This window comes from Falsiroseomonas sp. (assembly GCF_041690465.1).
GTDB lineage: Bacteria > Pseudomonadota > Alphaproteobacteria > Acetobacterales > Acetobacteraceae > Falsiroseomonas.
In genome coordinates this window covers 322,749-344,502 of sequence record NZ_JAWLHG010000002.1, presented here as the reverse complement: position 1 = coordinate 344,502, position 21,754 = coordinate 322,749, and the positions used below count along the sequence as shown (strand labels likewise).

The following is a 21,754-nucleotide window of genomic DNA, read 5'->3' as shown; positions in this document are numbered from 1 at the left end:
CAGGTTGATGCGCGGCGCGCGGGGCGATTCGACGCCGGACGCGGCCGACCCTAGGATGCCCGCCTCAACCATGGAGCGAATCATGCGCACCCGCCTGCCAGGCCTTGCCCTCGTGGGAGTCCTCTCGGTCGTCGGCGCCGGCGCGCTCGCGCAGGCCGAGGCCGAGCGGCGGCTGGACTCGGCCATCGCGCGGCTGCGTGCCGCACTCGGCCCGGACAGCCGGCTGGAGATCGGCGGTCGCAGCGTGGACCCCGTGAGCGGCCACGCCACGCTGACGAATGTCGTGCTCACCCAGGGCCCCAACCAGCTCACCGTGCCCGAACTGCGGCTGGCCGAGGTCAGCGAGGCGCGGATCGGCCGGGCGGAGCTGCTGCGCAGCGTCTATCGCGGCGCCGAGGGCGCCACCGGCCAGGTGGCACGCGTGCTGCTGGCGGGCATGCCGGTGCCGGTGGAAGGCAAGGCGCTCGACATGACCAACCTCAGCTTCGAGGCGCTGGAGGTCGAGGCGGTGCGGATGGACGACCCCGCCAAGGGCGCGCTGCGGCTGGAGCGGCTGGAGGTGCGGGACTTCACGCCGCAGGCTGTCGGCGCCGGGCTGCTCAACGGCTTCGAGTTCCGCGACCGTGCGGCGGATGGCCAGATGATGCGCCTCGGCCGGGTGGAGCTGGCGTCGGTGACGCTGCCGATGCGCGCCGGCGATTTCGACGCCGTGGCCTTCCGCGCCGGCCGCATCGCGGTGGAAGACGCCGCGCTGCGCGATCCCGGCAGTTCGGTCAACATGGGGGTCGGCCGCCTGGCCTTGCGGGATTGGGTGCCGGGCCGCGTGACCTCGCTGGCGGTGGAGCGGCTGCAGCTTGCCACGCCGGCGGGCAGCCTGGGTGCGGTGGAGTTCAGCCTCGCCCGCTTCGATGCCTCCGGCATGGATGCGGCGCGCACGCTGGAGGCGGTGATGGGCGGCGTGCAGGTGCCGGACCCGCAGCCGGGGACGCCGCAGCGCGTGCTTCTCGAAGGGCTGGAGGCCAGCTGGGAGGGGCAGCCCGTGCTCACCCTCGCCCGGCTGCTGACCGAAGGGAGTCTGCAGGAGGGTATCGCCCGCGGCGGAATGGCGGCCGAGGGCCTGCGCGTGGTCCCGCCCGCCGGCAGTGCCGACTGGCTGGAGGCCCTCGGCTACCGGGAGATCGCCGGCGGGCTGGAGCTGCGCGCCACCGCGCCGCGCGCCGGCGGACGGCTGGACGTCGCCCCCTTCCGCATCGGCTGGGAGCAGGCCGGCTCGCTGAGCCTCGCGGCCCAGGTCGACGGCATCCCCGGACTGCCGGCCGAGGGCGCGGCGGTGGACCCGGACGCGACCGCGGCGCAGCTCACCGAGGCACGGCTGGCGGGGCTGACCCTGGCGCTGCGCGACCAGGGGCTGCTCGGCCGCGTGCTTGCACGCCAGGCACGCGAGCAGCGGATGCCGGAGGCGCGGCTGCGCGAGCAATGGGCGCAGATGGCGCTCGCCATGCCGATGCCGGGCGAGCGGCCGCAGCGCGGCCAGCGCGGCGGCCCGCCGCCGGCGCCCTCGAAGGGCAGCGTGGCGCCGTCCAAGGGCGCCGCGCAGCAGGCCGCCCCGGCGCCCGGCGCGGACCCGATGGCGCCGATGCGCCAGGCGATCGCCAGCTTCATCCGCCAGCCCGGCACGCTGGAGATCACGCTGCGCCCGCCGGCGCCGCTCGCCTTCTCGGAAATGGGCAGCCTTTCGGCCGGCGGGCCGGTGCAGGCGGCGCAGCGGCTCGGCCTGTCGATCGTCGCGCGCTGAGACGAACGGGAGCGGCAGGATGAGTGCCGGCGTGGCCCCCAATGCGGTGGCGGCGGTCAGCGAGGCGCGCCAGTGGGACCGCCTGATGCAGATGGCGCAGCTCGGCGCCATCCCGGGCGACGGCGTGAACCGCGCCTGCCTCACCGACCTCGACCGCCAGGCGCGGCGGCTGCTGATCTCCTGGGCGGAGGCGCTGGGGCTCGGCGTCTCGGTGGATGCGATCGGCAACCTGTTCCTGCGGCATGAGGGGACGGAGCCCGGCCTCGCCCCGGTGCTGGCCGGCAGCCACATGGACACCCAGCCGAATGGCGGCCGCTTCGACGGCATCTGGGGCGTGCTCGCGGGGCTCGAGGCGGTGCAGGCGCTGCGCGAGGCCGGCATCGCCACGCGACGCCCGGTCGAGGTGGTCGCCTGGACCAACGAGGAAGGCGGCCGCTTCGCGCCGGGCTGCATGGGCTCCATGGCCTATGCCGGCTTCAAGCCCGCCGATGCCTGGGACGCGGTGGCCGACAATGACGGCGTCACCTTCGCCGCGGCGCTGCGCCAGCATCTCGCGCTGGAAGCCGACATTCCGCGCCGCGGCCTCGGCGTGGTGGATGGCGTCGCCCCCTTCGCCTATGTCGAGCCGCATATCGAGCAGGGACCGCGGCTGGAATCGGGCGGCCTCGACATCGGCGTGGTGGACGGCATCCAGGGCAGCCGCTGGTTCCTGGTCGAGATCTTCGGCCGCACCGACCATGCCGGCACCACGCCCCTGGCGATGCGCAAGGACGCGGTGCAGGACATGCTGCGCGCCATCGCCGCCTTGAACGAGCTGACCCACGATCCGGACGACGTGCTGCGCTTCACCGTCGGCCGCATCGAGGTGAGCCCGAACTCCCCCAACACGGTGGCCGACCGCGTGCGCTTCACCATCGACCTGCGCCATCCGGACAGGGCGGTGCTGCTGGCACGCGGCGACGCGATCGAAGGCGTGGTGCAGGGTGCGCTCAGGACCTGCACCGCGACCGTGACGGAGCGCTTCCACGCCCTGCCCTCGCGCTTCGATCCGCTGGTGCCGGATGCGGTGGAGCGGGCCGCCGCGGCGCTGGGGCTGAAGGCGCTGCGCATGACCTCCGGCGCATTCCACGACGCGCAGTTCCTGGTGCCGCTGTGCCCGACGGGGATGATCTTCGTACCCTGCCGCGGCGGCGTCTCCCACCACCCCAGCGAATACAGCGAGCCGTCCCAGCTTGCGGCCGGCGCGCGCGTGCTGACGGCGGTGCTCGCCGACCTCGCGAACAGGTGATCGGCGTGCGCGGTCCCTGAGGCGGCGCGCAGGCCGCCGCAGGAGGTGTCGGCGCGGCGGGTTTTCGGGCAGACTCCCACTGTGGGAGTTGCGGGGTTGATGGACGACAGCAAGCGGGTGGCCGGGCTGATCCGCGACTACATCGCGCGGGAGCGGATCTCGCGCGAGGAGTTCGCGCACCGGACCAGGCTCGGCAAGTCGACGGTGGACAAGCTGCTGACCGGGCTCTTCTCCGACCGCACGCTGGCGGTGGTGGAGGGTGCGACGGGGCTTGCGCTGCGCTCGGCGCCATCCGCGCCGGCGCCCTCGCCGCTGGCCGAGGGCCCCTCCATCGCCGTGCTGCCCTTCACCAACATGAGCGCCGACCCGGCGCAGGACTACCTGGCGGACGGCATCACCGAGGACATCACCACCGACCTCTCCCGGCTGCGCTGGCTGTTGGTGATCGCACGCAATTCCACCTTCACCTACAAGGGCCGCGCGGTGGATGTGCGCCAGGTCGGGCAGGAGCTGGGCGTGCGCTACCTGCTGGAAGGCAGCGTGCGCACCGCCGCCGGGCGCATCCGCGTCTCCGCCCAGCTGTTGGAGGCGGATACCGCCAAGCACATCTGGGCCGAGCGCTTCGACCGCGAGATCGGCGACATCTTCGCGGTGCAGGACGAGATCACCCAGAGCGTGGTCGCCGCGATCGAGCCGCATCTCTACGCCGAGGAAGGCCACCGCGCCGCGCGCCGCCCGCCCGGCAGCGTGGATGCCTGGGGGCTGGTGGTGCGCGCGATGGGCCTGATCATGCGTGTCGGGCGGCAACAGAACGAGGAGGCGCGCGCGCTGCTGGCGCAGGCGATCGCGCTCGATCCCGGCTATGCCCGCGCGCATGCCTGCCTGGCCTGGGCGGTCTGGTGGGCGACGCATCTCTACTGGTGGCCTGACCGGCAGGAGGGCCACCGCGAGGCGATGCGCCACGCCGAGGAGGCCGCGGCGCTGGATCCCTCCGAGCCATGGGGGCGGATGATGCTCGGCCTCTGCCTCAGCACCTCGCGCCAGCATGCCCAGGCGCTGGTGGAGCTGCGCGCAACGCTGGAGCTGAACCCGAGCTTCGCGCTGGGCCATACGGTCCTGGGCTGGGCGTTGCTGCGGGCCGGCCATTTCGACGAGGCGATCGCCGCGACCGGCAAGGCCGTGCGGATGAGCCCGATGGACAGCTTCGCCGGCTTCTACACGGCCACCCATGGCCTGGCGCTGCTCGGCGCACGGCGATTCGCGGAGGCGTTGCCGCAGCTGCGCGCCTCGATCGCCGCCTTCTCCGAGTATTCCGGCCATTACAACACGCTGATCAGCTGCTGCGGTCATCTCGGCCTGATCGAGGAGGCACAGCCCTTCATCGCCGTCCGCAACCGCATGGTCCCGCCGCTGCGCGTCAGCGCGGTGCGCCGCAGCCTGGACGGCTTCGCCCATTGCGAGGTGTTCTGCGAAGGGCTGACGAAGGCGGGGGTGCCGGAGGAGTGACGTAATTTCATTACGCGCCGTCAGGCGACGCGGAAAGCGCCGGAAAGCTCTGGAAAAGCCCGGCGATGGGCACGGAAAGCCTGATGCGGCAGTTTCCGAGCATCCCGCAGGCCGTGCGGGAGACGCGGAAGGACTCCGGAGGACCCGGACCATGCAGATGATCGTCGGTCGCCGCCCAGAGGCGCAGGCACAGCCCGAGCAGACCACCACGACCGTGCGCGGCATCAGCGACCGCGCGCGCGTCGAATCCGAACGGCGCCTGGTCGGCCGCAAGCCCGAGGCCGAGCGCCGCGAGGCCGAGCCCGCCGCACCGCTGCGCGACGCGGCCTGACCGCCATGGACACCCACCAGCCCGTCGCTGCCGGCGGGACGGCCGGGCGGTCCGTCATGTTGCGGCCGGGCGAAGCCGGCGATGCCGAGGCCTGCGGGCGAATCATCCACGATGCCTTCGCCGGCATCGCGGCCGCGCATGGGTTCCCGAAGGACATCGCCTCGCGCGAGGCCGGGACCGGGCTGGCGCGTGCGCTGCTCGGCGATCCGAAGACCTTCGCCGTGGTCGCCGAGATCGATGGCGCCGTGGTCGGCTCGAACTTCGTCGGCGAGGGCGACGAGGTGCGCGGGGTGGGTCCGCTGACGGTCGATCCCGCCTGGCAGGGCGCCGGCCTCGGGCGGCGGCTGGTGCGCGCCGTCCTGGACCGCTCGCATGGCGCGACCAGCGTGCGGCTGGTGCAGGACGCCTTCAACACCCGCTCGCTGTCGCTCTACGCCGCGCTCGGCTTCGAGGTGAAGGCGCCGCTGTTCCTGGTCAGAGGCAAGCCGCAGGGCGAGTTGCCGGCCGGGGCCGAGGTGCGGCCGATGACCGAGGCCGACATCCCCGCCTGCGACGCGCTCTGCCACTCGGCGCACGCCATGGCGCGGACGCATGAATTGCGGATGGCCGTGCAGCACCTCTCGCCCATGGTGCTGGAGCGGCGTGGCCGCATCCTCGGCTACCTGACCGCGCCCGGCTGCTGGCCGATGAACCATGGCGTCGCGGAGACCGAGCAGGACATGGCGGGGCTGCTGGCCGGCGCGGCGGCGGCGCAGCGCGCGCCGGTCTCGCTGCTGCTGCCGGGCCGGCAGGCGGGGCTGCTGCGCTGGTGCCTGTCGCAGGGCATGCAGGTGGTGAAGCCGATGACGCTGATGTCGCGCGGCGCCTATCGCGTGCCGGCGCGCTGCTGGGTGCCCTCGGTGCTCTACTGAGGGCGCGTTACCGAGGGGTGCCGGGGAGCAACCCGAGCCGCGCCAGCTCCGCCGCCAGCGTCGGTGCGTCGCGGAAGTGGTGGGCGCGCATGCCGACGGCCTCCGCCCCGCGGACGTTCTTCTCGCTGTCATCCACGAACAGGCAGCGCGCGGCGTCCAGCCCGTTCCGCTCCAGCAGCACGCGGTAGATCGCCGGATCCGGCTTGATCAGCCGCTCATGCGCGCTGACCACCACGTCGCGGAAGCCGCGCAGCAGGGGGAAGCGCACGGCGCTCTCGGCGAATTTCTCGGCGGAGAAGTTGGTGATCGCGTAGAGCGGCACGCCGGCGGCGCGCAGCGAGTCCAGGATGGCGGCGGTGCCCTCCACCTCGCCGGGCACCATCTCCTGCCAGCGCTCGGAATAGGCGCGGATCAGCGCGTCGTGCTGCGGGAACAGGGCGACGCGCTCGGCGATCGCTTCGGCCCAGGTGCGGCCGCGATCCTGCTCGATGTTCCAGGCATCGGTGCAGACCTCGGCGAGGAAGCGCTCCATCTCCGCCTCCGCCTCGAACAGCCGTCGGTAGAGGTGGCGGGGATCCCAGCGGATCAGCACGTTCCCCACGTCGAACACCACGACATCCACGCCCATGCGAACCCCCGGGTTGCGGAGGCATATCCTCCCGCCCCGGGCCGCAGGGCAAGCGGGCTTGCCCGGAGGGCGGCACGCGGGCAGAAGGCGGCCCTCCCCCGGATCTCCCCGCCCGATGAACGACCGCATCTCGCTCGCCAAGGACCGCATCCGCATCCTGCTGCTGGAGGGCATCGCGGACAGCGCCGTGGAGCTGTTCGGCCAGGCCGAGTACGTCACGATCCAGCGGGAGAAGCGCGCGCTGGAAGGCCAGGCGCTGATCGAGGCGGTGAAGGGCGTCCACATCCTCGGCATCCGCTCCCGCACCGAGGTGACGGAGGAGGTGCTGGAAGCCGCCGACCGGCTGATGGCCATCGGCTGCTTCTGCATCGGCACCAACCAGGTGGACCTGCGTGCCGCCGCCAGGCGCGGCGTGGCGGTGTTCAACGCGCCCTTCTCCAACACCCGCAGCGTCGCCGAGCTCACGCTGGCCGAGGCGGTGATGCTGCTGCGCGGCATCGTGGACAAGTCCAACGCCGCCCATGCCGGCGGCTGGGACAAGTCGGCGGCGAATTCCTGGGAGATGCGCGGCAAGACGCTCGGCATCATCGGCTACGGCAACATCGGCAGCCAGCTCTCGGTGCTGGCCGAGGCCTTCGGCATGCGGGTGCTCTACCACGACCACACCTCCAAGCTGCCGCATGGCAATGCGCACCAGGCCGCCAGCCTGGCCGACCTGCTCGCGCGCTCCGACGTGGTGACCATCCATGTGCCGGAGACGCCGGAGACCATCGGCATGATCGGCGCGGCCGAGCTCGCGCACATGAAGCCCTCCGCGGTGTTCATCAACAACGCCCGCGGCACGGTGGTGGATGTGTCGGCGCTGGCCGATGCGCTGCGGGAGCGGCGGATCCTGGGCGCCGCGGTGGACGTCTTCCCCGAGGAACCGAAGCGCAACGGCGAGGCCTTCGTCTCCCCGCTGCAGGGCCTGCCCAACACCATCCTCACCCCGCATATCGGCGGCAGCACCGCCGAGGCGCAGGACCGCATCGGCATGGAGGTCGCACGCAAGCTGGTGGAATACAGCGACAGCGGCGCGACGGTGGGCGCGGTGAACCTGCCGCAGGTGCAGCTGCCGCCGCGCCCGAACGGCGCGCGCTGGACGCATCTGCACCGCGACGCGCCGGGCATCCTCAGCCGCATCAACGAATGCTTCGCGCGTCGCGGCGTGAACATCGCGGCGCAGTACCTGCAGACCGATTCCGAGCTCGGCTATGTCGTGGTGGAGAGCCTGGAGGCCCGTGCCGACGCGGATGCCATCCTGGCCGAGCTGCGTGCCCTGCCCGGCACGGTGCGGGCGCGGCTGATCTACGAGCGCGGCTGATCCCTCATACCAGCGGCCAACTTCGGTGACCGTTGGTATGAGCCTTGTTGTGCCCTCAGGCGCCGGGCGGCCGCGCCGCGGCCTTGGCTGCGCGGCATAGGCCGCGGGCCGCATTCGCGGCCTCGGCATCGGTCGAGGACCGAGGCCGCCCGTGCAAGCCCGGCCGCGGCGGGCGCCCGGGCGCTCCTACGATTCCGGCACCAGAAGGCTGGAGTGGATCCAGCCCCAGGGCCCGGCGCTGTCGCCGATCCGCAGCCAGCCGCCGAAGCGGCCATAGACGCGCAGGCTCAGGCCCTGCGAGGCGATGCGCGTCACCTCGCTGTTGTTGTTCGGGCCTTCGCGGACATTGGCGGCGATCACCGTGACCACGCGCCCGGGCCAGGGCGTGGGGGGCGGCTCGCCGACCGCCGCTGCGTTGGCGGCCGGCGCGGCGGCACGGCCGGGGTCGGGCGGGTCGGCCGATGGCGGCAGCGCGGAAGGCAGCGCGGGAGGCACCGGGACGCCCGCCGCCGATGCGTTCGCAACCGGCGGGATGGCGGGGAGAAGGCGCTCCGGCGCGGCTACCCGCACAGGGGCAACGGGTGTGGCCGGCGCGGCAGCCGGTTCCGATCCGGCGATGGCCGGCGACGCCTCCGCCAGCGCGGCCGGGGACGGCGGGATGACAACCGAGACCGGCTCCGCGGCCACCACCCGGATGGGCGCGGGCAGATCGGCCGGCGCCGGGGCGGCGATCGGCGGCGCTGGCACGGTTGCCGCCGGCATGGGCGGCGGCGGAGGAGTCGGCGCCGCGGCCCGGGGGACGGGCGCCAGCGGCGCCGAGGCGGCCAACTGCACCGGCGCGGGCGGATCGGCGGATGCGGCTGCCGCGGGCGGCGCCGGCGCTGTCTCCGCCGCTGCGGGGGGCGCTGCATTCGGCTGGCCGGTGGCCGAGTCTGGCGGCGCCGCGGCGGCCGCAACCATGGGGGCCGCCGCTGAGGCCGCAGGCAGCTCGGCTGGCCCGAGGGGGATGGCGGCCGGGGACGGTGCCGCCGGCGAAAGGACGAGTTCGGCTGTGGGGCCCGCCACCGGCTGCCCCGGCAGGCTCCAGCGCCCCTGCTCCAGGGCCCCCATGCCATAGACCGCCAGCCCGGCGATGGCGCCGAAGCCGAGCAGCACCAGCGGCAGCCGGTCACGCCCGCCGGCTGCGGGCGGCGGCGGGGCGGGTGTGCTTGCCGCCATCGGCACCGCGACCGGCGGCACAGGCGGCGCAGCGGAAGGGGCTGGCGCAGCAGATGGCGCCGGCGGTGCGGCGGCGGCCGGCGCCGGCGCGACGGGCGGCGGCAGGAGCGCCCCTGCCGCCTGCGCCGCGGGCTCGCCGAGATTGGCCCTGGCCCAGCGCTCCGCCAGCGGCAGCCGGGCCTCGGCGGCCGGGGCAGGCCGCGGCTCCGGCGCGGCAGGAGGCGGCAACCAGCTCGGCAGGCCCTGCGCCGCGGCAGCCCGCGCCTTCACCCAATGGGCGCCACCCCGGCGCAGCCGCGCGCCGACATTGAAGAAGGCGACCACGTCGTCGAGGCGGCCGTTGTAGACATAGCCGCGGCTCTGGCCGCCGACCGCCACGCCCTCCTCCGCCGCGCGGCGCTGGAACTCCTCGGGCAGGACGCTGCTGATGCGGAACAGCAGCCGCGCATGGGCATTCAGCCGGGCGGGCTCGGCACCGGGGAAGCGCACCGGCTCGCCGCCGCCGCCCGAGACATGCAGGTTGAACAGCAGCGCGTCGCCATCCCCGGTGCGCTGCGACATCAGGCGGGCGGCGACGGCCTCCACCTCGGCCGGGCTGCCATCGGTCGCCTCGCCATCGGTCACGTGCAGCACGGTCGGCGGGAAGGACTCCGGGTGCTCGCGGCACCAATCCGCCAGCAGTTCGCCGGCCATGCGCAGCGCCGCGCACATCGGCGTGCCACCCGAGGCCTGGGGGTCGAACCAGACCGGGAACTGGATCTCCGATTCGACCAGCCCGCCGATGCCGTCCGGCACGCGCTTGCGCCGCTTCTCCACCCGCATCGGCCGCTGCGCCAGGGCACCGAGCTCGCAGAGATGGCTGCCGGCCAGCGCGCCGCCGAAGCCGGGGCCGACCCCGCCGCCGGAATAGGCGATCACCCCGACATCCAGGCAGTTGCGCACGCCCTCTGGCCCCCGGAACCGCAGCACCAGGTCCATCAGCGTGCGGTTGAGCACATCGGCCAGGAAGCTGGCCTTGGTGACGCCCGGCTCGAGATCCTCCGACATGGAGCCGGACTGGTCGATCACGAACAGGATGCAGGTCGGCGAAGCCTCACTGATCTCAGCGGCGTATGCCATCGGTCCCGCCCCATCCGCCCCGCCCCGCAACTTCGGCCCATCGAGTCGGGGGGATGACCAAAAAAAGCGGCGCGCGCTCGCCCGTCAAGACAGTTGCGCAGCCGGCGATCAACCGCCGGAGCGGGGCTGCTCGGCGGCCGACGGCCAGCGCAGCTGGTTGCCCGGCAGCGTCAGCCGGCACTCCAGCCCTTCCGGCGGCCAGTCGAACCGCACCACGCCGCCAAGCTGGCGCTCCACCGTGTTGCGGATGACGGAGGAGCCGAAGCCGCGCCGCGCCGGCGCCCCCTCCAGCACCGGGCCGCCGCGCTCGATCCAGCTCAGGCGCAGCCCCGTCTCCGCCGTCGCCTCCCAGGCGATCGCGACGGTGCCGGCGGCGGTGGAGAGGGCGCCGTATTTCACCGCATTGGTCGCCAGCTCGTGCAGCGCCATCGCCAGCGGCTGCGCCGCGCCGGCGCCGAGCGCAACCGGCGGACCGTGTAGCGTCACCCGCTCCGCCCCGCCCGGCGCGGCGGCACGGTGGGGCGCCATCTCCTCCTCGATCAGCTCGCGCAGCTCGGCGCCGTCCCAGCCCTCACGCGCCAGCAGGTTGTGCGCGCGCGCCATGGCGGCGATGCGGCCGGTCACGGCGGCGCGGAACTGCTCCGGATCCGCATCGCGCGTCAGCCCGACGATCGCCTGCACGACCGCCAGCGCGTTCTTCGCGCGGTGGTCAACCTCGCGCGCCAGCAGCAGCTGGCGCTCCTCTGCCCGCCGACGGTCGGTGACGTCGTAGTTGATGCCGCGCACCAGCACCGGGCTCCCCTCGGCGTCGCGCACCACCTCGCCGCGGCTGGCCAGCCAGCGCATCTGGCCGTTATCGGCACGGATGATGCGGAACTCGTACGCGAAGCGGCTGATCGAGGGGTCGGCGCGCATCGCCGCCCGCCGCACGGCATGCGTCTCGCGCTCCGCCGGGTGCAGCAGCGCCAGGTGCTCGCCGGCCGTGACCAGGGGGCTGCGGCCTTCGGGATCGAGGCCGTAGAGGCGGAACATCGAGGCCGACCAATGCGCCGTCTCGCCAGGCATGACGCGTTCGAACACGCCGACCTCGGCCGCCTCCTGCGCCAGGCGCAGCCGCGCCTCGCTCTCGGCCAGCGCCGCCTCGGCCTGGCTGCGGCCGGTGATGTCGGTGGCCGAGGGGATCAGGTGCGTCACCCGGCCGGCGGCATCGAACAGCGGCGCGATCTGGAAGTCGATCGTCATCCGGCTGCCGCCGGCCATCCGCACCGCGACATCGTAGCGCGAGGCCTCGCCGGCGGCGGCGCGGGCGCAGGCCTCGCGCAGCCGGGCCTGCACCGCCGCATCGTGGGCCCACCAGTAGCAGTCCCAGAACGGCACGCCGCGCACATCGGCCAGCGTCAGCCCGGCGGCCTCGAGCGGCGCGCGGTTGGCCTCGAGCAGCGTGCCGTCCGGCGCGAGCACGCCGACGAAGACGAAGAGGTTGTCCAGCACCTGGCGCAGCCGCGCCTCGCTCTCGGCCAGCCGGGCGGCGGCGGCGTGTTCCTCGGTGACGTCGCGGAAGAAGGCGACGATGCCGCCATCCTCGCGCGGATGGCTCTCCACCCGGAAGCGGCGGCCGCGATGTGGCAGGTCCGCCTCCGCCACGGCGCGCTCCCGATGCCGCATGGTCTGGCCGCAGATGGCGGCGATCGGACTGCCGACCAGTTCGGGCAGCGCCTCCCACAGGATCCGCCCGGTCAGGTCGGCGCCGTCGCCCAACGCCTCGGCGGCACGGGTGTTCAGGAATCCGATGCGCCACCGGGGGTCCAGCACGACGACCCCCTCGCCGGTCGCCTCCAGCACCGCCGAGAGATCGCGCTGCCCGGCCTGGGCGCGGTCGCGCAGTTCCGCCCCGCGCGCCAGCGATGCCGCCACCAGCCAGCCGAGGCCGATCACCACCCCGACCGCGATGCTGAACAGCGCCGCGTTGCGCATGAGCCGCTGGCGGAACGAGGCCAGCGCGTGCGTGCGCGGCAGCGCCGCCGCGGCAAGCACCGGGCCCGCATTGCCGGCAAGGCGCCAGGCGACCATCAGTGTCTCGCCCTCGGGCAGCCGCACCTTGAAGCGGCCGGCCTGCGCCTCCCCGGCGGCGGCGGCGCGCAGCACGGCGGCGGTTGGCGCGAAGCGTGCGGCGGGCGGCGGGCCGGCGGCCGTGTCCAGGCCGCCGGGCAGCGGATGCAGCATCAGCGGTGCGCCGTCGGCGGTGCGGAACAGCCCGACCCGCCCCCTCTCGCCCAGGCCGAGGGTGCGCTGGAAGCGCTGGAACTCCCCGGCACGCATCGCCGCCTGCACGATGCCGAGAAGGACGCCGCCGCGGTCGCGCACCGCGCGGTTGTAGCTGAAGAACCAGGTGCCGCTGGCGCTGTCGCGCAGCATCGGGGTCAGGTGGCTGACCGCCCCCGCGCGCAGCGGCGCGTAATAGGCCCTGTCGGCGAAGCTGGCCGGCGGCGGGCTCGGGTCCAGCGTGCTGGCGACCAGGTTGCCGGCCGCATCGAGCACCTTGAGCGCCTCGATCTGCGGAGCGTGGCGCAGGATGGCGACGAAGTCGGCATGGCCGGCATCGCGGAAGGCGCCCGGGCCGTCGCGGCGCATGGCGTCGCCGACCCGGTCGGCGACGAGCCGCGCGGCAGCGAGGCTGCGATCCGCATGCTCGGCCGCGCCGAGCGCCGCCTGCTCCGCAACCGCCCAGCCCTCCTCCAGCGCCGAATCATGGTCCTGGCTGGTGACGCCGGCGAAAACCAGGACGAGGAGCAGCAGCACGGCGCCGAGCAGCGCCGCAAGCCGGCGGCCGGCCGGCCCGAGGGTCGGCAGCCGGCGCACCGGACCGGAAGCGCCGGCCGGCGCATGCGCAGGCCGGCGGTCGGCAGCAGGCCCAGTGTCCGGCATGGCTCCGTCCGCACGCGGCTTGGTTCGGGTTGGCTCCGCGCCAACGCCCAAGGCGGCGACTCATGCCCTCAACGCGCGTCGGTGGCAATGCGCCAGCCGAGTTCGCGCCCCGGCTCCTGGCATCCGGACTTCACACGTAGGTGATCCCGGCGCCGAGGGGGCGCCGGGGAAGCGGGATCAGCCCGCGTTGGCGACCGCGCGCTTGGCCATCACCGTGACCAGATGCGCGCGATACTCGGCGCTGCCATGGATGTCCCCGTTCATCATGCCGGCGTCGAGCTTGATGCCCGCCACCGCGTCGGGCGACCAGTTGGCGGCGAGCGCCGCTTCCATCTCGGTGGCGCGGAAGGCACCGCCGGCGCCGGCGCCGTTCACGCCCACCCGCACGCCGGCCGGCCCCTTGGCGACGAAGACACCGGCCATGGAGTAGCGGCTGGCCGGGTTCTTCATCTTGGCGTAGCCGGCCTTCTCGGGCACCGGGATGTGGACGGCGGTGACGATCTCGCCGACATCCAGCGCGGTGGCGAACATGCCCTGGAAGAAGTCGTCGGCGCTGATCTTGCGCTTGTCCGTCTGGATCGTCGCGCCGAGTGCCAGCAGCGCCGCCGGGTAGTCGGCCGAGGGGTCGTTGTTGGCGACCGAGCCGCCCATGGTGCCGCGGTTGCGCACCTGGGTGTCGCCGATCGTGCTGGCCATCCAGGCGAGCGCCGGGATCGCGGCTTTCACCTCGGCGGAGGTCGCGACCTCGTAGTGCTTCGTCAGCGCGCCGATGACGATGGTGTTGCCCTCCCGCTTCACGCCGCGCAGTTCGGCGATGCCGGAGAGGTCCACCACCGCGCTCGGCTTGTTCAGCCGCAGCTTCAGCGCCGGCAGCAGCGTCATGCCGCCGGAGATGGCGCGCGCATCCGGGTCCGCCGCCAGCAGCTTCACCGCGTCGGCGACCGAAGAGGGCTTGTGGTAGCTGAAGTCATACATGGTGGGGCTCCCTCACTCCGCCGCCATGCGGCGGCCGCCATTGATGATGTTCCAGATCTTCGCCGGCGTCGCCGGCATCTCGATGTGGCGCACGCCGTACTCCTTCAGCGCGTCCACCACGGCATTCATGACCGCGGGCGGCGAGCCGATCGCACCCACCTCGCCGCAGCCCTTCACGCCAAGCGGGTTGTGCGTGCAGAGCGTGGTGTGCGTGGCCACGCTGACCGGCGCCAGATCGTCCGCGCGCGGCATGGTGTAGTCCATCATGGAGCCGCTGATCAGCTGGCCCTGGTCGTCGTAGATGGCGCTTTCCAGCAGCGCCTGGCCGATGCCCTGTGCGATGCCGCCCTGCACCTGGCCCTCGACGATCATCGGGTTGATGACGCGCCCGACATCGTCCACCGCAGTGAAGTTCACCATCGAGACCTTGCCGGTGTCGGGGTCGATCTCGATCTCGGCGATGTGGCAGCCGCCGGGGTAGGTGAAGTTCTTCGGGTCGTAGAAGGCGGTCTCCTCGAGACCCGGCTCGATCTCCTCGATCGGGTAGTTGTGCGGCACGTAGGCGGCGAGGCTGACGTCGGTCAGCGTCTTGGTCTTGTCGGTCCCCGCGACGCGGAAGGTGCCGCGGTCGAACTCGACATCCTCGACGCTGGCTTCCATCAGGTGGGCGGCGATGCGCTTGCCCTTGGCGATGATCTTGTCCATCGCCTTGAACATCGCCGAGCCGCCGACCGCAAGGCTGCGCGAGCCGTAGGTGCCCATGCCGAACGGCACCTTGGCGGTGTCGCCATGGACGATGTCCACATTCGCGACCGGCACGCCGAGCCGGTCGGAGACGAGCTGCGCGAAGGTGGTCTCATGCCCCTGGCCGTGGCTGTGCGCGCCGGTGAGGACCGTCACGCTGCCGGTCGGGTGCACGCGGATGGTGCCGACCTCGTAGAGGCCCGCGCGCGCGCCGAGGCTGCCCACCACTGCCGAGGGGGCGATGCCGCAGGCTTCGAGATAGGTGCTGATCCCGATGCCGCGCAGCTTGCCTTTCGCGGCGGCCGCCGCGCGCCGTGCCTCGAACCCCTTCCAGTCGGCCGCTTCCAGCGCGGCATCGAGCGTCGCGAAGTAGTTGCCGCTGTCGTATTGCAGCGCGACGGGCGTCTGATAGGGGAAGGCGTCCACCGGGATGAAGTTCTTGCGCCGGAACTCGACGCGGTCGAGGCCAAGCTCGGCCGCCGCGACATCCATCAGCCGCTCCAGCAGATAGGTCGCCTCCGGCCGCCCGGCGCCGCGATAGGCGTCCACCGGGACGGTGTTGGTGAACACCGCCTTCACCTCGGCATAGATCACCGGCGTGGCGTACACACCCGCCAGCAGCGTGGCGTAGAGATAGGTCGGCACGCAGGGCGCAAAGGTGGAGAGATAGGCGCCCATGTTGGCGTGGGTGTGGACCTTGAGGCCGAGGATCTTTCCCTGTGCATCCACCGCGAGTTCGGCCTTCGACACATGGTCGCGGCCATGCGCGTCGGACATGAAGGATTCCGTGCGCTCGGCGGTCCACTTGATCGGCCGCCTCACCTTGGCGGATGCCCAGGTGACGATCGCCTCCTCGGCGTAGTGGTAGATCTTGCTGCCGAAGCCGCCGCCCACATCGGGTGCGACCACGCGCAGCTTCGATTCCGGGATGTTGAGAACGAAGGCGCCCATCAGAAGCCGGATCACATGCGGGTTCTGGCTGGTGGTGTAGAGGGTGTAGTCGCCGCTCTGCGCATCCCATTCGCCGATCGCCGCGCGCGGCTCCATCGCGTTCGGCACCAGGCGGTTGTTGGTGGTCTCGAAGCGGATGACCTTGTGCGCGCCCGCGAAGGCCGCTTCCTGCGCCGCCTTGTCGCCGATGTGCCAGTCGTAGCAGAGGTTGCCGGGCGCCCCCTCATGGATCTGCGGTGCGCCGGGCTTCAGCGCCTGCTCCATCGTCGCGGCGGCGGGCAGCGGGTTGTACTCCACCACGATCGCCTCGCCGGCGTCGCGCGCCTGCTGCTTCGTCTCGGCGATCACCACGGCGACCGGATCGCCGACATGGCGCGCCTTGCCGACCGCGATCACGGGATGCGGCGGCTCGGCCATCGGCGAGCCGTCCTTGTTGTGGATCTGCCAGCCGCAAGGCAGGCCGCCGATCTTCTCGGCCGCCATGTCCTCGCCGGTGAAGATGGCGAGCACGCCCGGCATCGCCTTCGCCGCCGCGATGTCGATGCCCTTGATCTCGGCATGGGCGTGCGGGCTGCGCAGGATGAAGGCGTGGGTCTGGCCGGGACGGTTGATGTCGTCGGTGTACTGCCCGCGGCCGGCGAGGAAGCGGAAATCCTCCTTGCGCCGGACGGAGGCGCCGATGCCCTCGAAGGGCGCTGCGACGTTCATTGTTCTGTTTCCTCCCCGATGCGCCTTCGGCGCTTATTCGGCCGCCCGGGCGAGTTCGCTGCGGCGGCCCTGCATCACATCGGCCGCGGCGGCAATCGCCTTGACGATGTTGTGGTAGCCGGTGCAGCGGCAGATGTTGCCCTCGAGCCCCTCGCGGATCTCCTGCTCGGAGAGGCCGCCCGGGTGCTTGTTCACCAGGTCGATCGCCGACATGACCATGCCCGGCGTGCAGAAGCCGCATTGCAGGGCGTGATACTCGCGGAACGCCTCCTGCATCGGGTGCAGCGTGCCGTCGGCCGCGGCCAGACCCTCGATGGTGGTCACGTCCGCGCCCTCGCACTGCACGGCGAGGATGGTGCAGGCCTTGATGCTGTCGCCACCCATGTGCACGACGCAGGCGCCGCACTGGCTGGTATCGCAGCCGACATGCGTGCCCGTCAGGCGCAGCTTCTCGCGCAGCAGCTCGACCAGGAGCGTGCGCGCCTCGACCTCCACGGTGTGTTTCGTGCCGTTGACCGTCAGCGTCACCTGCGGCATCGCGCGTCTCCCTCGGATTCCCGGGCTGCCCCCGCCATGTGGGGGCAGCGTTTCGATTGGGGAGAGTCGCCTTCGCCCGGCCGGCCGTCAAGCGGCCGGAGTGCGCCGCCGGCGAAGAGCCGCGAAGCCCGCCAGGCCGACCGCGAACAGGCCAAGAGAGGCCGGCTCCGGCACGGCGGTGAGGAAGCCGCGGATTTCGCCGCCGCCGAAGGTCGAGCTGTGGATATTGATGTAGGCGGTGCCTGCGAGCATCCCGGCAATCAGCGCCGCCTCCGCCCCCGCCGGCGTGCCGCCGCCGGAACCCGTCAAGAACCCGGCAGCATAGGTCGCGGCAGCCTCGGTGTCGAAGCTGTTGCTGTAGGTGCCGGCCATGAACCCTGGCAGGAAGCCCGTCAGCGTGCCGGGCGTGACCGCCACGCCGACCGTCCCGGTGCCGGGAGAGGCGGTGCAGCAATGGATATGCGCCACCGTCGTCACGCCGGACAGGCCGCTGAAATCGAAGCTCACCGACAGCGTGTTCGCGACCGGATCGACGACGACCGTGCCATTGCCGGACCCCGTCGCGCCAGGCGCCTCCGGCCCCAGCACGGTGGTGAACACCATGGGCGCGGCCGCGGCCGTCCGGAGGGGCGTGAGGCCGAAGCCAAGCCCGAGCAGCATCGCCGCGCTGCCGTAGAGAACCGCTCGCATGCCGATGCACCCCTGTTTGCCGGCGGCACGCTACATGATTCGTAACCGCGAACGGAACATCACATTATCGTATCGCATGCCGGGTGCCGTAGGCAGCGCCCCCCGGAGGCGGGCTTACGCCACCGCGAGCAGCGCCGCGCCCTTGGATCCCGCCAGCGGGTTCTCCGCTGCCGGCCGGTCATGCAGGTGGCAGGCGGCGACATGCCCCGCGCCGACCGCATCCGCCACGGTGCGCAGCGGGGGCTCCTCCACCCGGCAGCGGTCGAAGGCGTACTGGCAGCGGGTGTGGAAGCGGCAGCCCTTGGGCGGGTTGATCGGGCTCGGCACGTCGCCCTTGAGGATGATCCGCTCCCGTGCCGCACCGGGCTCCGGCACCGGCACGGCGGAGAGCAGCGCCTCAGTATAGGGGTGCTTCGGCGCCGCGAAGAGGCTGCGCTTCGGCGCCACCTCGACGATCTTGCCGAGATACATCACAGCGACGCGATGCGTCATGTGCTCGACGATCGCCAGGTCATGGCTGATGAACAGCAGCGCCAGGCCGAGCTCCTTCTGCAGATCCTGCAGCAGGTTGACGATCTGCGCCTTCACCGAGACGTCGAGCGCGGAGACCGCCTCGTCGCAGATGATCAGGTCGGGGTCGGCCGCTAGCGCGCGCGCGATGCCGATGCGCTGTCGTTGGCCGCCGGAGAATTCGTGCGGCCAACGGTTCACCGCATCGCGCGGCAGACGGACCTTGTCCATCAGCGCGGCGACCTTCTCCTCGAGGTCGGCGGCACTGCGGGCCAGGCCGAAATTGCGGATCGGCTCGGCCAGGATGTCCCGCACCCGCATGCGCGGGTTGAGCGAGCTGAACGGATCCTGGAACACCACCTGCATGCGCCGGCGCAGCGGCCGCAGCGTGCCGGCGGCCATGTCGTCGATGCGCGTGCCGTCCAGGATCACCTGCCCGGCGGTGATGTCGAACAGGCGCAGCAGCGCCTTGCCGACGGTGGACTTGCCGCAGCCGGATTCGCCGACCAGTGCCAGCGTCTCGCCCTTCGCGATGTCGAAGGAGACGCCGTCAACCGCATAGACATAGCCGGTGGTGCCGCCGAGGAAGCCGGCGCGGATCGGGAAGTGCTTCTTGAGGTCGTTGACCTGCAGCAGGGGGGTGCTCATGCCGCGAGGGCTCCCTCACGCGGTGCGTAGTGGCAGGCGGCGACATGCCCCGGCGCCTTCTGCTCCAGCGCCGGCGCGACTGCGGTGCAGAGATCGGTCGCATGCGGGCAGCGCGAGGCGAAGACGCAGCCCGGGATCTTCGCCTTCAGGCTCGGCACCAGGCCGGGAATCTCGGCCAGCCGCGTCTCATGGCCGGTCAGCGAGGAACCGAGCTTCGGCACGGAGCCGAGCAGCCCCTGCGTGTAGGGATGGCGGGGGTTGCGGAACAACGGGCCGACCGGTGCCTCCTCCACCTTCTTGCCGGCATACATCACGACCACCCGCTCCGCGACCTCGGCCACCACGCCGAGGTCGTGGGTGATCAGCACGATGGCCGCGCCCACGGTGTGCTTCAGGTCGCGCATCAGGTCGAGGATCTGCGCCTGGATGGTGACGTCGAGTGCGGTGGTCGGCTCGTCGGCGATCAGCAACTTCGGATTGCAGGCGAGCGCGATGGCGATCATCACCCGCTGGCGCATGCCGCCAGAGAGCTGGTGCGGGTATTCCTTGACGCGCCGCTTCGCTTCGGGGATGCCGACGAGGTTCAGCATCTCCACCGCGCGGTCCTCGGCCTGCTGCCTGGACAGCCCCTGGTGCAGGCCAAGCGTCTCGCCGATCTGCCGTCCCACGGTCAGCACCGGGTTCAGGCTGGTCATCGGCTCCTGGAAGATCATGCTGATGTCGTTGCCGCGGATCTGGCGCATCTCGCGATCCGACAGGTCCAGCAGGTTCTTCCCGTTGAGCCGCACCGCGCCGGCGATCTTGCCCGGCGGTTCGGGGATCAGGCGCAGGATGGACATGGCGGTGACGGACTTGCCGCAACCGCTCTCGCCGACGATCGCCAGCGTCTCACCCGATTCGACGTGGAAGGAGACGCCGTCCACCGCACGGTTGATGCCGTCCGGCGTGCGGAAATGGGTCTGGAGGTTCTCGACCTCGAGGAGCGCCATCTGTCTTACAGCCTCTTCGCCATGCGCGGATCGAGGGCGTCGCGCAGCCCGTCGCCGAGCAGGTTCACCGCCAGCACCGTGATCGAGAGGAACACCGCCGGGAAGAACACGATGTAGGGCTTCACCTGCCAGAGCGCACGGCCCTCGGCCATGATGTTGCCCCAGGAGGGGATGATCGGCGGCGTGCCGGCGCCGATGAAGGAAAGAATGGCCTCGGTGATCATCGCCGAGGCGCAGATATAGGTGGCCTGCACGGTCAGCGGCGCCAGCGTGTTGGGCAGGATGTGGCGCAGGATGATCACCGGCGTGCGCGTGCCCGCCGCGACCGCGGCATCCACATAGGGCTGCTCGCGCAGCGAGAGCACCACGCCGCGCACCAGGCGCGAGACGCGGGGGATCTCCGCCACCGTGATCGCCAGGATAACGTTGCCGACCGAACCCCGCGTCAGCGCCATCAGCGCGATCGCCAGCAGGATGGAGGGGATGGACATCATCCCGTCCATGATCCGCATGATGATCGCATCCGCCACCCGGATGAAGCCGGAGACCAGCCCGATCGCGAGCCCGATCAGCGAGGCGAAGAACGCCACCGCGAAGCCCACGGTCAGCGAAACTCGCGTGCCGTAGAGCACGCGCGAATAGACGTCGCGGCCCAGCATGTCGGTGCCGAACCACCACCGCTCCGAAGGCTCGCGCGTGCGCAGCGCCGGCGCCAGCGCGGTGGGGTCCTTGGTGAACAGGAAGGGCGCGAACACCGCGACGCCGATCATCAGCAGCACCAGGAAGCCGCCGATGGCGATGGTCGGGTTGCGCCGCAGGAAGCCGATGAAGCCCTTCTTCGGCTTCACGGGCGGCATGATGTCCGGCATCGGGGCCGCGGCCGCGACCTCATGCGGAAGGGTGGCGGCGCCACCCGGGGCGAGGAGCGTGCTCAATACCGGATCCTCGGATCGAACAGGGTGTAGAGCAGGTCGATGACCAGGTTCACCAGCACATAGACGAAGCTGAACAGCAGGATCACGCCCTGGATCACCGGATAGTCGCGCCGCAGGATCGCGTCCACCGTCAGGCGGCCGAGGCCGGGAATGGCGAAGACGCTTTCCGTCACCACCGCGCCGCCGATCAGCAGCGCGATGCCGATGCCGATCACCGTGACGATGGGCACCGCGGCATTCTTCAGCGCGTGCACGAACAGGATGGAACGCTGGCCGACGCCCTTGGCGCGCGCGGTGCGGATGTAGTCCTGCTGCAGCACTTCGAGCATGGTCGCGCGGGTGATCCGCGCGATCAGTGCGATGTAGACCGACCCCAGTGCGATCGAAGGCAGGATCAGGTTCTCGAGCCAGGGCCAGAAGCCCTCGGCGAAGGGCGTGTAGCCCTGCACCGGCAGCAGGTCCCACTCCAGCGCGAAGTAGTAGGCGAGCAGGTAGCCGACGACGAAGACCGGCACCGAGAAGCCGAGCACCGCGAACGCCATCACCGCGCGGTCGATGAGGGTGCCCTGCTTCCAGGCCGCCACCACGCCCATCGGCACCGCGATGCTGATCGCCAGGATGAGCGTGACCACCATCAGCGACAGCGTCGGCTCGATCCGCTGCTGGATCATCCGGCTGACCGGCAGGTTGGTGAAGATGGAGACGCCGAGATCGCCGCGCAGGATGTCCCAGACCCAGGCGCCGAAGCGCACGAGGTAGGGACGGTCGAGGCCGAGGCTCTCGCGGATACGCTCGACATCCTGCGGCGTCGCCTGGTCGCCGGCGATCACCGCGGCCGGGTCACCCGGCGCGATGTAGAGAAGGGAGAACACGAACAGCGCCACCACCGCCATGACGGGGATGGTGGCGAGCACGCGCCGGACGACGTAAGCGAACATCTAATCCTGCCTGCTCTGCAAAGGGCCGCTGGACGACACAAGCGC

General features: G+C 71.9%; 17 protein-coding genes. 6 read left to right on the top strand and 11 right to left on the bottom strand.

Annotated elements, in window-relative coordinates:
- Positions 1-82: 82 nt before the first annotated feature.
- From ACESM1_RS03715 to ACESM1_RS03695, 5 genes are all read left to right on the top strand, one after another.
- Positions 83-1,795, top strand: a complete 1,713-nt coding sequence (locus ACESM1_RS03715; RefSeq protein ID WP_372617834.1) for a hypothetical protein — start codon at positions 83-85, stop codon at positions 1,793-1,795.
- Between the two features lie 19 nt (positions 1,796-1,814).
- Positions 1,815-3,083 (top strand): M20 family metallo-hydrolase, encoded by a 1,269-nt coding sequence (locus ACESM1_RS03710; protein WP_372617832.1) that lies wholly within the window; start codon positions 1,815-1,817, stop codon positions 3,081-3,083.
- Positions 3,084-3,182: 99 nt separating this feature from the next.
- Complete coding sequence (locus tag ACESM1_RS03705; RefSeq protein ID WP_372617830.1) at positions 3,183-4,589, top strand: tetratricopeptide repeat protein; 1,407 nt, start codon at positions 3,183-3,185, stop codon at positions 4,587-4,589.
- 151 nt (positions 4,590-4,740) lie between these two features.
- Positions 4,741-4,920, top strand: a complete 180-nt coding sequence (locus ACESM1_RS03700; protein WP_372617828.1) for a hypothetical protein — start codon at positions 4,741-4,743, stop codon at positions 4,918-4,920.
- 56 nt (positions 4,921-4,976) lie between these two features.
- Complete coding sequence (locus ACESM1_RS03695; protein WP_372617826.1) at positions 4,977-5,831, top strand: GNAT family N-acetyltransferase; 855 nt, start codon at positions 4,977-4,979, stop codon at positions 5,829-5,831.
- A gap of 7 nt (positions 5,832-5,838) precedes the next feature.
- Here the strand turns inward: ACESM1_RS03695 and ACESM1_RS03690 are convergent, their stop codons facing one another.
- The gene (locus ACESM1_RS03690) at positions 5,839-6,459 is read right to left on the bottom strand and encodes an HAD family hydrolase (protein WP_372617825.1); all 621 of its coding nucleotides are present in this window, start codon (positions 6,457-6,459) and stop codon (positions 5,839-5,841) included.
- Between the two features lie 115 nt (positions 6,460-6,574).
- Between ACESM1_RS03690 and serA the strand changes: the two genes are divergently transcribed.
- Positions 6,575-7,822 (top strand): phosphoglycerate dehydrogenase, encoded by a 1,248-nt coding sequence (serA, locus tag ACESM1_RS03685; RefSeq protein WP_372617823.1) that lies wholly within the window; start codon positions 6,575-6,577, stop codon positions 7,820-7,822.
- A 186-nt stretch (positions 7,823-8,008) separates the two neighbouring features.
- Here serA and ACESM1_RS03680 read toward each other — a convergent pair whose 3' ends face one another.
- From ACESM1_RS03680 to ACESM1_RS03635, 10 genes are all read right to left on the bottom strand, one after another.
- Positions 8,009-10,159: an SH3 domain-containing protein gene (locus tag ACESM1_RS03680; RefSeq protein ID WP_372617821.1), complete on the bottom strand. Its 2,151-nt coding sequence runs from the start codon at positions 10,157-10,159 to the stop codon at positions 8,009-8,011.
- 108 nt (positions 10,160-10,267) lie between these two features.
- A complete protein-coding gene (locus ACESM1_RS03675; RefSeq protein WP_372617819.1) occupies positions 10,268-13,084 on the bottom strand; it encodes a PAS domain S-box protein in 2,817 nt (938 codons plus the stop codon).
- Positions 13,085-13,261: 177 nt separating this feature from the next.
- Positions 13,262-14,059, bottom strand: a complete 798-nt coding sequence (locus ACESM1_RS03670; protein ID WP_372617817.1) for an FAD binding domain-containing protein — start codon at positions 14,057-14,059, stop codon at positions 13,262-13,264.
- A gap of 12 nt (positions 14,060-14,071) precedes the next feature.
- Entirely contained in the window at positions 14,072-16,462 is a 2,391-nt protein-coding gene (locus ACESM1_RS03665; protein WP_372617816.1) for a xanthine dehydrogenase family protein molybdopterin-binding subunit, read from the bottom strand.
- Positions 16,463-16,495: 33 nt separating this feature from the next.
- Positions 16,496-16,999 carry a (2Fe-2S)-binding protein gene (locus ACESM1_RS03660; RefSeq protein WP_372617814.1) on the bottom strand — a complete coding sequence of 168 codons (504 nt, stop codon included), beginning with the start codon at positions 16,997-16,999 and terminating at the stop codon, positions 16,496-16,498.
- 87 nt (positions 17,000-17,086) lie between these two features.
- On the bottom strand, positions 17,087-17,689 hold the full coding sequence (locus tag ACESM1_RS03655) for a CHRD domain-containing protein (RefSeq protein WP_372617812.1): 603 nt from the start codon (positions 17,687-17,689) through the stop codon (positions 17,087-17,089).
- Positions 17,690-17,803: 114 nt separating this feature from the next.
- Positions 17,804-18,847: an ABC transporter ATP-binding protein gene (locus ACESM1_RS03650; RefSeq protein ID WP_372617810.1), complete on the bottom strand. Its 1,044-nt coding sequence runs from the start codon at positions 18,845-18,847 to the stop codon at positions 17,804-17,806.
- Complete coding sequence (locus ACESM1_RS03645) at positions 18,844-19,836, bottom strand: ABC transporter ATP-binding protein (RefSeq protein ID WP_372617808.1); 993 nt, start codon at positions 19,834-19,836, stop codon at positions 18,844-18,846. Before ACESM1_RS03645 ends, ACESM1_RS03650 begins: the two co-directional genes overlap by 4 nt.
- A 5-nt stretch (positions 19,837-19,841) precedes the next feature.
- Positions 19,842-20,771 (bottom strand): ABC transporter permease, encoded by a 930-nt coding sequence (locus tag ACESM1_RS03640; RefSeq protein WP_411278356.1) that lies wholly within the window; start codon positions 20,769-20,771, stop codon positions 19,842-19,844.
- Positions 20,768-21,709 carry an ABC transporter permease gene (locus ACESM1_RS03635; RefSeq protein ID WP_372617806.1) on the bottom strand — a complete coding sequence of 314 codons (942 nt, stop codon included), beginning with the start codon at positions 21,707-21,709 and terminating at the stop codon, positions 20,768-20,770. The genes ACESM1_RS03640 and ACESM1_RS03635 overlap by 4 nt, the downstream gene beginning before the upstream one ends.
- Positions 21,710-21,754: the final 45 nt, after the last annotated feature.